This window comes from Saccharopolyspora sp. NPDC047091 (assembly GCF_040643635.1).
In the GTDB taxonomy this organism is placed as follows: Bacteria; Actinomycetota; Actinomycetes; order Mycobacteriales; family Pseudonocardiaceae; genus Saccharopolyspora_C.
Map to the genome: position 1 here is coordinate 18,257 of NZ_JBEYUS010000078.1, position 9,894 is coordinate 28,150.

Annotated in this window: 9 protein-coding genes; 6 read left to right on the forward strand and 3 right to left on the reverse strand. The window is 72.3% G+C overall.

What is annotated here, in order from left to right:
• Nucleotides 1-23: 23 nt before the first annotated feature.
• The 3 genes from ABZ805_RS25215 to ABZ805_RS25225 all read left to right on the forward strand — a co-directional run bounded on the left by ABZ805_RS25215 (nt 24) and on the right by ABZ805_RS25225 (nt 4,769).
• A complete protein-coding gene (locus ABZ805_RS25215) occupies nt 24-782 on the forward strand; it encodes an amino acid ABC transporter ATP-binding protein (protein ID WP_358445041.1) in 759 nt (252 codons plus the stop codon).
• Nucleotides 783-1,102: 320 nt separating this feature from the next.
• Nucleotides 1,103-3,379 (forward strand): polymer-forming cytoskeletal protein, encoded by a 2,277-nt coding sequence (locus ABZ805_RS25220; protein WP_358445044.1) that lies wholly within the window; start codon nt 1,103-1,105, stop codon nt 3,377-3,379.
• Nucleotides 3,380-3,773: 394 nt separating this feature from the next.
• Nucleotides 3,774-4,769, forward strand: a complete 996-nt coding sequence (locus ABZ805_RS25225; protein WP_358445046.1) for an SGNH/GDSL hydrolase family protein — start codon at nt 3,774-3,776, stop codon at nt 4,767-4,769.
• Nucleotides 4,770-4,989: 220 nt separating this feature from the next.
• Here ABZ805_RS25225 and ABZ805_RS25230 read toward each other — a convergent pair whose 3' ends face one another.
• Nucleotides 4,990-6,204, reverse strand: coding sequence for an ROK family transcriptional regulator (locus ABZ805_RS25230; protein ID WP_358445049.1), 1,215 nt, complete (start codon nt 6,202-6,204; stop codon nt 4,990-4,992).
• Nucleotides 6,205-6,397: 193 nt separating this feature from the next.
• On the opposite strand from ABZ805_RS25230, the gene ABZ805_RS25235 reads away from it, so the two are divergent.
• The 3 genes from ABZ805_RS25235 to ABZ805_RS25245 are packed head-to-tail and all read left to right on the forward strand — an operon-like array spanning nt 6,398 to nt 9,398.
• A complete protein-coding gene (locus ABZ805_RS25235; protein WP_358445052.1) occupies nt 6,398-7,717 on the forward strand; it encodes an extracellular solute-binding protein in 1,320 nt (439 codons plus the stop codon).
• The gene (locus tag ABZ805_RS25240; RefSeq protein WP_358445054.1) at nt 7,717-8,583 is read left to right on the forward strand and encodes a sugar ABC transporter permease; all 867 of its coding nucleotides are present in this window, start codon (nt 7,717-7,719) and stop codon (nt 8,581-8,583) included. The genes ABZ805_RS25235 and ABZ805_RS25240 overlap by 1 nt, the downstream gene beginning before the upstream one ends.
• Nucleotides 8,580-9,398, forward strand: a complete 819-nt coding sequence (locus ABZ805_RS25245) for a carbohydrate ABC transporter permease (RefSeq protein ID WP_358445057.1) — start codon at nt 8,580-8,582, stop codon at nt 9,396-9,398. The genes ABZ805_RS25240 and ABZ805_RS25245 overlap by 4 nt, the downstream gene beginning before the upstream one ends.
• 96 nt (nt 9,399-9,494) lie before the next feature.
• Here the strand turns inward: ABZ805_RS25245 and ABZ805_RS25250 are convergent, their stop codons facing one another.
• Entirely contained in the window at nt 9,495-9,668 is a 174-nt protein-coding gene (locus tag ABZ805_RS25250) for a hypothetical protein (RefSeq protein ID WP_358445060.1), read from the reverse strand.
• Nucleotides 9,669-9,700: 32 nt separating this feature from the next.
• The coding region (locus ABZ805_RS25255) for a hypothetical protein (RefSeq protein ID WP_358445063.1) at nt 9,701-9,894 on the reverse strand (194 nt) is incomplete at its 5' end.

A 9,894-nucleotide genomic window follows, 5' to 3' on the forward strand; every position in this document is an offset into this window, starting at 1 on the left:
GACGAGGCAGTGAGGGGCGCCGGATGAGCGCGATGATCGAGATTTCCGGGCTGGACAAGGCGTTCGGCTCGTTGCAGGTGCTGCGCGGCATCGACCTGACCGTGGACCGCGGCGAGGTGGTGTGCGTGATCGGGCCGTCCGGTTCCGGCAAGTCCACCCTGCTGCGCTGCGTGAACCTGCTGGAGGAGCCCAGCGCCGGGCGCATCGCGGTGGACGGGGTCGAGGTCACCGACCCGGACACCGACATCGACGCCGCGCGCAGGCACATCGGCATGGTGTTCCAGGGCTTCAACCTGTTCGCGCACCTGAGCGTGCTGGAGAACTTGACCGTGGCGCAGCGCAAGGTGCTGCGCCGGGACCGGGCCGAAGCCGACCGCGTCGCCCGGGAGAACCTGGAGCGGGTGGGGCTGGCCGAGAAGGAGGACGCGCTGCCCGCGCAGCTCTCCGGCGGCCAGCAGCAGCGGGTCGCCATCGCGCGCGCGTTGTCCATGCACCCCAACGTGATGCTGTTCGACGAGCCGACGTCCGCATTGGACCCGGAGCTCGTCGGCGACGTGCTCGGCGTGATGCGCGGGCTCGCCGACGAGGGCATGACGATGCTGGTGGTGACGCACGAGATGCAGTTCGCCCGCGAGGTCGCCGACCGGGTGCTGTTCATGGACGGCGGCGTCGTCGTCGAGCAGGGGCCGCCCGCCGAGGTGATCGGCGCGCCCGCCGAGGAGCGCACCAAGACCTTCCTGTCCCGGGTGCTGGACCCGACGCACGCCCGCCCGGTGGAGTGACCCGGCCCGGCGGATGTTCGCCGGAGTTCCCGGATTTCCGGTGCGCCCGTGCGGCGCAGCGGTGCGGTGGTCGCGGCTGCGGTGCGTAGCCGCGATCACCCGGTCGTCCAGCCGACCCGGTGCCGCGATCCCCACCGGAGTAGTCCTGTTCGGACGTTCGGTGGTGTCGCGGGCGTCGGGCGGTGTGCCGTTCCGCTCCCTCGGCGGTGTCGGATGAGCCCGTCGCAACCCCAAGCTGAACTCACGCGTCTGAGCTGTCGGTGGTAGTTGATCTACTACGCTGCGTTGGGTTCGCCGGATTCGATGTCGGGGGCGGGATCGTGCCGAACAGGCCGTGGGACAACATCGGGGCACCGACCGCTGCCGAGCAGCGGCTCGACGACCTGCTCGGGCAGGGCAGGGCGTGGGGTCGCAGACCCGACGGCCCGGTGGTCCCGCTCGACGTGCACGCCGACATGTTCGACCCGGAACGGGAGATCCGCGGCGAGTACCTCACCCGCAAGCTCGTCGAATCGCCGGACGAGCAGGGCTGGCGCGCGTTCTGGCGCCGCGGCGGGCAGCAACCCGTGGTGCGCATCGAGGACGCGGTGATCACCGGCAGGCTGGACCTGCGCGCCGCGGAACTGCCGTACCTGCTGGAGTTCGTGCGCTGCCGCTTCGACATGCGTCCCGACCTGCGCCAGGCCACGCTCGCCGGCCTGGTGCTGTGGGGCTGCCGCTTCCCCGGGCTGAACGGGCGGAACCTGCGCACCAGCCACGACACGGTGCTGCGCAACTGCACCAGCATCGGCGGGATCGTGGACCTCGCCGACGCCCAGCTCGGCGGTTCGCTGCTGCTCAACGACTCCGAGCTGCGCAACCCCGGTGGCCGCGCCATCTACGCGGACCGGCTGGAGATCGCCGGGGCGCTGCTCGGGCTGCGGCTCAAGGTGGCCGGGGAGGTGCGGATCCCGGGCGCGAAGATCGGCGGCAACCTCAACTTCTCCGGTGGAGCGCTGCGCAACCGCGGCCGCACCGCCATCAACGCCAACGGCATCCAGATCGGCGGCAGCTTCCGCGGCGACGTCGACCCGATCGGCGGCGGACCGTTCAGCGTCGCGGGACTGCTGTACCTGCCCAGCGCGCACATCGAAGGGGACCTGCGGCTGCGGGACGCCGTGCTCGAACCCGGGGTGGCGCCGCCGAAGCGCGGCGAGTCCCAGCACGACGACCCGATCAGCACCCTGCTGCTGGACCGCGGTGAAGTGCGCGGCGACGTGCAGCTCGACCAGAACTTCCGCAGCGGCGGCACGATCCGCCTGGTCAGCAGCCGGATCGGTGGCGACCTGCGGATGGCGGGCGCGCAGATCGACCTGAGCTGGTCCCGCTCGGCCGCCGCGTCCGTGGAGCAGCCGATGCGCGCGCTGCACCTCGACGGCACCGAGGTGCTCGGCAACCTCGAAGCGGCGAAAGCGGTGCTGCGCGGGCAGATGCGCATGGTGGACGTGAAGGTGCACGGCAGCTTCCAGCTCACCGGCGCCACCCTCGTCGGGCCGCGCACCGACACGTTGCAGGCCAACCGGATCCAGGTCGGCAGCAACTTCGACTGCCGCGAGGCCGACATCTCCGGAACCCTGCAGCTGCAGGGCGCCGACATCGGCGCCAACGTGGACCTGCGGGCCGCGCACCTGCTCAAGCCCGCCTGGCACCGGCACCGCAAGGCCTACAAGTCCTCGCTGGACCTGCGGGCCGCGAACATCGGACGCGACCTGGTGTGCGCGGAAGGCGTCCGGCCGTTCCGCGCCGAAGGCGAGGTGCAGCTGCGGCGGGCCGTCATCGGCAGGCAGGCCAACTTCTGGGGCTGCCTGCTCGGCGACGGGACCTCCGCCAACGCGTTCGGCGCTTTCGGCCTGGTGGCGCAGGAATTGACGCTGCTGCCCAGCGCCCCGCCGCAGGGACGGGTCGTGCTGCGGCAGGCGCAGTGCGAACTGCTCGCCGACAACGCCGAGACCTGGGACGCGCAGGGCGGGGTCGACGTCGAGGACTTCACCTACTACAACCTCAGCCACCCCATCGAACCCACCGACGGGGCGCGGGTCCGGGAACGGCTCGCGTGGCTGCGCGCCACCTCCGGGCGCTACCAGCCCGGGCCGTACGACCAGCTCGCCACCGTGTTCCGCAACAACGGCAACGAAGAGCACGCGGTCACGGTCCTCATCGAGAAGCAGCGCCGCCGGTACCAGGCGCTGGCCGGGGCGTCCCCGCTGCTGCTGCGACCACCCGTGCGGCTGTGGAGCCTGCTGCAGCGCAGCACCGTCGCCTACGGGTACCGGCCGCTGCGGGCGCTGCTGTGGCTGCTCGCGTTCGCCGCGGCCGGCTCGGCCTGGTTCAGCGACCACGAGCTGAAGCCGATCAACGCCGACGACGACCCGGTGTGGAACCCGTTCCTGTACACCGTCGACCAGCTGGTGCCGATCATCAACCTCGGGCACGACGTGATGTGGCGGGCCGAGGGGAACTCGCAGTGGATCACCGTGGTGCTCATCGCGGTGGGCTGGGTGCTGGCCACGACGGTGGCCGCAGGCATCACCCGAGCCCTGCGCCGCGAGGAGCGCTGAGCCTTCGACGGACTCCCGGATCCGGTCGCCCGGCCGTCCGGTGCGGTGCCTGGTCGTCCGGTGTCCGGCGGTCCGGTCGCGGAACCTCGGCGCCCTCCTCGCCGCGGGATCGGGTGGCTCCGCCACGTGGGACGACGCCGTCCTCGCGAGCAGGACGCCGAGCACTCGCGGCAGTGCCGGTGCCTCGGGTGGCCGCCGCTCCGTCGGCTCCGCCGCTGACGGGGAGAACCGCGGTCAGGTGCGGGGGTTCCGGGCCGGGTCGGTGAACGGAGGCATCGGGGCGGGTTTCACCCGATGTGCTGATCATGGGGGTGGATGACCCCGTCGGCGGCGGGAATTCGCGGGTGATCGTGCTACATCACAGTGGCCTGCTCGCCCCTTCCCGGAGGTCTCCGTGGACATCCCGCCCGCTGCTCCCGGCCGCCGACGACGCCTCGGCCGGACCACCGCGCGCCCCCGCCCGACGGCCCGGTGGGGCGTGGCCGCCGCCTTGGCGGCCTGCGCGCTGACGCCCCTGCCCGCGCACGCCGCCGAGCCGGTCGGCTCCGCACCGGTCAGCGCAGCACCGGTCAGCGCGGCACCGGTCAGCGCGGCACCGATCGACTACGTGGCGCTCGGCGACTCCGCCGCCGCGGGTCCGCTCATCCCCGGCCCGGACCCGAACCTGGCCTGCCTGCGCTCCACCCGGAACTACCCGCGGGTCGTCGCCGAGGAGCTCGGCGCGGAGCTCACCGACGCGACCTGCTCCGGCGCCGAGATCGAGGACTTCACCGGGCGCCAGCACGGTTTCCTGCCGCCGCAGTTCGACGCGCTGAACCCCGGGACCGACCTGGTCACGCTCACCATCGGCGGCAACGACGTGGGCTTGGTCGGCGCCGCGGTCAGCTGCCTGAACGCGTTCCCCGAGCCGATCGGGCGGTCCTGCGCCGCGAAGTTCACGGCGGAGGGCGACGAACTCGCGGCCCGCATCGACGGCATCTCCGGTGACCTCGACGCGGCGCTGGACGGCATCGCGGCCCGCGCGCCGCGGGCGAAGGTCGTGGTCGCGGGCTACGGCACCTACGTCCGACCCGGCGGGTGCTACCCGAAGGAACCGATCTGGGGCCGCGACGCCGACTACATCCAGTCCAATGTGGACAAGTTGAGCGATCTGCTGCGGGAGCGCGCGGCCGCGCACGGCGCGGAGTTCGTGGACATCGGCGCGGTCAGCGAAGGCCACGACGTGTGCGCGGCACCGCAGGAGAAGTACCTGGAAGGCGTGCTGCCGACCTCGGTGGCCGCGCCGCTGCACCCGAACGCCCGCGGCATGGCGGCCTTCGGGCACGCCATCGCGGGGGCGGTCCGGGACGGTGCCGGGACGACCGCCGACGAGGTGCGGGCCGACGCCTGACGGAGTTCCGCCCGCCCCGCGCCGAGGGGCGGGCGGAACCCGCGCCGGACCTGCCCGCCCGGCAACGACCTGCCCGCCCGGCAACGACCTGCTTGTCCGGCAACGACCTGCCCGCCCGGCAACGACCTGCTTGTCCGGCAACGACCTGCTTGTCCGGCAACGACCTGCTTGTCCGGCAACGACCTGCCTGCCCGGCAACGACCTGCCTGCCCGGCGACGACTACCCGCCCAGCAACGTCGCCAGCCGCGGCGAGTACGCGTGGTCCAGCACCAGCGACGCCGCACCGACCGCGCCCGCGTCCTCCCCGATCAGCGCCGAGTGCACCTCCACCGGCCGGGCCCGCGCCGCTCGGACCTGGCCCAGCAGCTGCTTGCGCACCCGCTCCCGGATGATCTCCCCGGCGTGCCGCAGCGCGGGACCACCGAGCACCACCCGGTCCACGTCCAGCACGCTCACCACCGTCGCCAGCGCCTGCCCGAGCCTGCCCGCGGCCTGCCGCAGCAGCCGCGCGGCGCTCGCGTCACCGCGCGCCGCGTCCCGGCAGATCCGCTGGTACGCGTCGGAGATCGAGGCCCCGCCGTCCTCGCCGCCCGCCGCGGTCCATTCGGCGACGACGGCCCGCATCGAGCAGTAGGCCTCCAGGCAGCCGCGCTTGCCGCACGCGCACTCCTTGCCGGTGCCGGTGGGCAGGTGCCCGACCTCGCCGGCGTTGCCGCTGATCCCCCGGTACACCTGGTCGCCGAGCACCACGCCCAGCCCCACTCCCGATCCCAGGTAGACGTAGACGAACGAGCCGGCGCGTTCCGCACCGCCGGACCACCGCTCCCCGATGGCCGCGGCGGTGGCGTCGTTGTCCATCACGACCGGCAGCCCGGCGCGCTCCTCCACCAGGTCGGCGAGCGGCACGTCGGGCCAGCCGGGCAGGTTCGGCGGGCTGAACACCCGGCGGTGGGTGTCGTCCACCGGGCCCGGCACGGCGAGCCCCACGCCGAGCACCCGCCCGTCCCCGGCCGCGGACCGCCGCACCAGGTGCCCGACGGTGCGGGCGAGCGCGCCGACGACGGCCTCCGGGGAGGCGCCCGCGGCGACGCGCCGGGTGCTGCGCGTCCGCACCCGGCCGTCCAGGTCCAGCAGCACCCCGGTGATCCGCTCCGGGTCCAGGTGCAGGCCCACCGACTGGTACGCGTCCGGCGCGACCCGCAGCATCACCCGCCGCTTGCCGCCGGTGGAGGGCGCGTGCCCGTCCTCGGTGACGAGCCCGTCGGCCATCAGCGCCCGCACGATGTTCGACATGGTCTGCGCGGTGAGCCCGGTCCTGCGGGCGAGTTCGACGCGGCTGACGCCGCCGTTCGCGCGGATCGCGTCCAGCACGACCGCGCGGTTGAACCCGCCCACCCGGGGGAGGTTGGTGCCCTGCCAGAACTCCTGCCGCATGCGGGGGCTCCCGAGGCGCTCGTGTCGTTGACTTGCTTCATCGAATGGAATTACGGTGCAGTGTGATCCTGATCTCACATCGGGCGCAAGCGCCGAGCGGGTCAGCTGATCGCGCAGCTCATCGAAGACCGGCCGGTCCCCGACCGGGGCGGCCGCGACGGCTACCGGGACGAGTCCCGCACCGGGAGGATCGATGCCTCGCCGACGATTACCCCTGGTCCTGATCGCCGCAGTGCTGGCAGCCACCGGCTGCGGCGGCGGGACGGCCGACGACCCGGACACGATCGACGTGGCCTACCACCGCTACGGGAACTCGACGCAGGTCGACGCGTTGATGCAGCGGGTGAAGCAGCAGTACGAGCAGGAGAACCCGGGCAAGCACGTCGCGCTGAACCCGGTGGTGGCCCCGGAGGGCGAGTACCTGTCGAAGCTGCAGCTGCGGATGCGCTCCGCGAAGACCGCGCCGGACGTGCTCTACGAGGACAGCTTCACCGTCAACTCCGATGTGGCCGCCGGCTACCTGGCGCCGCTGGACGAGCGGCTCGCCGGCTGGGCGGACTGGGACCACTTCATCGACACCACCAAGCAGGCCGGGCGCGCCGCGGACGGCCGCACCTACGGCATCCCGCTGGACACCGACACCCGCGGCATCTGGTTCAACCGCGACCTGTTCGCCCGCGCCGGGCTGCCCGCCGACTGGGAACCGGACGGCTGGGACGACGTGCTCGACGCCGCCCGCCGGGTGAAGCAGCGGTTCCCCGACGTGATCGGGCTGGACCTGCCGCTGGGCAAGGCGGAGGGCGAAGCGGTGACCATGCAGACGGTGCTGATGCTGCTGCACGGCACCGGGACCGGTGCGCTGCACGACGGCAAGTGGATCGCGCCGAACGCGGGCTTCACCGAGGCGATGCGCTTCCTGTCCACCGCCGTCGGCGAAGGGCTCACCCAGAGCCCGGCGCAGATCGCCGACGCGCAGTACGACAAGAAGCTCCGCGACGACCTCACGCGGCAGGGGAAGGTCGCCATGCGGTTGGACGGCAGCTTCGCCTCCGGGCAGTGGGAATCCGCGGGCTGGCGGGACTGGCCCGCGACCATGTCGGCCGCGCCGATGCCCGCGCAGGACGGCGGCGGCACGGTGTCGATGTCCGGCGGCTGGACGCTGGCGATGAGCGCCTCCGGCCGCAAGCAGGACGACGCCTTCGCGTTCCTGAAGATCGCGCTGAACCGGGACAACGTCACCGAGTACGCGCTGTCCTCCGGGAACCTCCCGTCCCGGGAGGACTCGGCGGCCGATCCGCGGCTCACCGCGGCGAACCCGCTGGTCGAGTTCTGGCTGGGCCTGCTGGAGGGCACGCACTACCGGCCGACGCTGCCGGAGTACCCGAAGATCTCCGAGGAGATCCAGCAATCGGTGCTCGACGTCGCGGGCGGCGCGGACCCGGAGCAGGTGTCCCGGCGGTGGACCGAGCAGGTGCGGCGCATCGCGGGCCCGGACGAGACCCGGGGCGGCTGATGCGCGCCGGGGTGCTGTCGCGGTGGATGCTGCCGATGGCGCCCGCGGTGCTGCTGCTCGGCCTGTTCGTGGCGGGTCCGATCCTGTGGAGCGGCTACGTCTCGTTCACCAACGCGGCGCTGACCGGGGCGGCGGCGACCTCGCCGGAGTTCGTGGGGCCGGCGAACTTCCGCCGCTTGTTCGCCGATCCGGCGCTGTGGCACTCGGCGTGGCTGACGGTGGTGTTCACCGTCGGCTCCGCGGTGATCGGGCAGAACGGACTGGGACTGCTGATCGCGGTGCTCACCCGGAACCGGAACCGGGTGCTGCGGAACGCGGTGGGCGTGGCGGTGGTGTCGGCGTGGGTGCTGCCGGAGCTGGTGGCCGCGTTCGCGCTGTACGCGTTCCTGAACCCGGAGGGCACGTTGAACGCGCTGCTCGGCGCGGTCGGGTTGAGCCAGGACTGGTTGTTCAGCGCGCCGCTGCTGGCGATCGTGCTGGGGAACGCGTGGCGCGGCACCGCGTTCTCGATGCTGGTGTACCAGGCGGCGCTGTCCGAGGTGCCGACCGAGCTCACCGAGGCCGCCGAGGTGGACGGGGCGGGGGCGCTGCGCCGCTTCCGGCACGTGGTGCTGCCGGTGATCCGCCGTTCGGTGCTGACCAACCTGATGCTGGTGACCTTGCAGACGCTGGGGGTGTTCACGCTGATCTACGTGCTCACCGCGGGCGGTCCGGGGGATGCGACGCAGACCTTGCCGCTGCTGATGTACGACGAGGCCTTCGAGCTGGACGAGATCGGCTACGGCGCCACGATCTCGCTGGTGCTGCTGGCGGTCGGCGCGCTGTTCGCCGTGGTGTACGCCCGCACGCTGCGGGAGGAGGTGTGAGCCGCCGGGGCGAGTCGGCGCTGGTCGGCTCGCTGCTCGGGGTGATCGCGCTGCTGTTCCTGGCGCCGCTGCTGTGGTTGCTCACCGCCGCGTTCGACGCGGAGGCGCCGCTGTCGGCCGCGGTGCCGCAGCGGTTCACGCTGGGGAACTTCGAGCAGGTGCTGAACTGGGAGACCAGCCTCCGTCCACTGTGGAACGGGCTGCTGCTGTCCGGCGGTGCCGCGCTGATCTCGGTGTCGGCCGCGGTGCTGTGCGCCTACCCGCTGTCCCGCTACCGGTCCCGGTTCCGGCGGCCGTTCCTGTACACCGTGCTGTTCGCGACCGGGCTGCCGGTCACGGCGGTGATGGTGCCGGTGTACAGCATGTTCGTCCGGCTGGACCTGGTCGATTCGATGTTCGGCACCACGCTGTTCCTGGCCGCGACCTCGCTGCCGGTGGCGATCTGGATGACGAAGAACTTCATGGACGGCGTGCCGATCAGCCTGGAGGAAGCCGCCTGGGTGGACGGGGCCTCGGCGATGCAGGCGCTGCGGTCGGTGGTGCTGCCGCTGATCGTCCCCGGCATGGGCGTGGTCGGGATCTTCACGTTCATCAACGCCTGGGGGAACTTCTTCGTGCCGTTCGTGCTGCTGCTGGACCCGGCGAAGCAGCCGGCCTCGGTGGGGGTGTTCGCGTTCTTCGGCCAGGGCGGGCTGATCGCCTACGGGCAGCTCGCCGCCTACTCGATCCTCTACACGGCACCGGTGATCGGGCTGTACCTGCTGGTGTCCCGGTCGCTGGGCGGGGCGTTCACGCTCACCGGGGCGATCAAATGACGTGTGCGGGAGCGGAAGTGGCACGAGCGGCGAGGGGATGATCTCCACTCGCCGCTCGTCCACCCGCAGACCCCAGAACTCCCGGAGCACCGTCCATCAGGCTCGTTCCTTCTCGTCGATCGCTCCCCGGTGGGCCGAGCCGAGCTCGCCCTCCGCGCGGGGCGCGGGAATCCGCACCTCGTGGTCGTCCTCGTCGTCGTGCCGGTCCGGTGCGAGCAAGACCATCACGATCGCGATCAACGCCAGCAGCAACAGCGCCGCACCCGCCATGACACACCTCCTCCCCTCGTGATCCGTTGTTCTTAGGACGTGCGGGGTGCCCGGCGGGTTCCGTTCCGGCGATCCATTTTTCGGAAATTCCGGACCGATTCGCCGGTTTCGCGGGGTGCGGCCGCGATGAATCCGCAGAATTGCGGATTTTCTCCCGGGAACGCGGAAGGGCCGCCCGCGTCCGCGACCGCGTGCCCGAGGGCGAAGATCCGCTCCCGCAGCGCCA

Coding starts and splice junctions, on each gene's coding strand:
- ABZ805_RS25250 (WP_358445060.1), bottom strand. CDS start 9,668: ATGGCGGGTGCGGCGCTGTTGCTGCTGGCGTTGATCGCGATCGTGATG.
- ABZ805_RS25235 (WP_358445052.1), top strand. CDS start 6,398: ATGCCTCGCCGACGATTACCCCTGGTCCTGATCGCCGCAGTGCTGGCA.
- ABZ805_RS25215 (WP_358445041.1), top strand. CDS start 24: ATGAGCGCGATGATCGAGATTTCCGGGCTGGACAAGGCGTTCGGCTCG.
- ABZ805_RS25240 (WP_358445054.1), top strand. CDS start 7,717: ATGCGCGCCGGGGTGCTGTCGCGGTGGATGCTGCCGATGGCGCCCGCG.
- ABZ805_RS25230 (WP_358445049.1), bottom strand. CDS start 6,204: ATGCGGCAGGAGTTCTGGCAGGGCACCAACCTCCCCCGGGTGGGCGGG.